Source organism: Streptococcus cristatus, assembly GCF_003943465.1.
Classification (GTDB): domain Bacteria; phylum Bacillota; class Bacilli; order Lactobacillales; family Streptococcaceae; genus Streptococcus; species Streptococcus cristatus_C.
In genome coordinates, this window is record NZ_RJPR01000044.1 from 1 (window position 1) to 542 (window position 542).

The 542-nt window shown below is 48.2% G+C and carries 1 protein-coding gene; it reads right to left on the minus strand.

The window, feature by feature from the left end; all coding sequences use genetic code 11:
* Positions 1-542 (minus strand): hypothetical protein (locus D8793_RS11790; protein WP_185761207.1); only part of this gene is annotated, 542 nt, incomplete at both ends.

Below are 542 nucleotides of genomic sequence, written 5' to 3' on the forward strand. Positions count from 1 at the left end.
TGGTGCTCAATGAGCTTGAAGCTGATTCACTTGCTGAGACTGACTGGCTCAAGCTCAATGACGCTGAGGCACTTGTGCTTACTGATACAGACTGGCTTGCGCTCATTGAGGTTGAAGCTGATTCACTTGTTGAAACTGACTGGCTCAAGCTCAATGACGCTGAAGCTGACTCGCTTGTTGAAACTGATTGACTCAAGCTCAACGATGCTGAGGCACTTGCACTTGCTGAGACAGACTGGCTCAAGCTCAATGACGCTGAAGCTGATTCACTTGTTGAAACTGATTGACTCAAGCTCAACGATGCTGAGGCACTTGCACTTGCTGATACAGACTGGCTGGTGCTCAATGAGCTTGAAGCTGATTCACTTGCTGAGACTGACTGGCTCAAGCTCAATGACGCTGAGGCACTTGTGCTTACTGATACAGACTGGCTTGCGCTCATTGAGGTTGAAGCTGATTCACTTGTTGAAACTGACTGGCTCAAGCTCAATGACGCTGAAGCTGACTCGCTTGTTGAAACTGATTGACTCAAGCTCAACGAT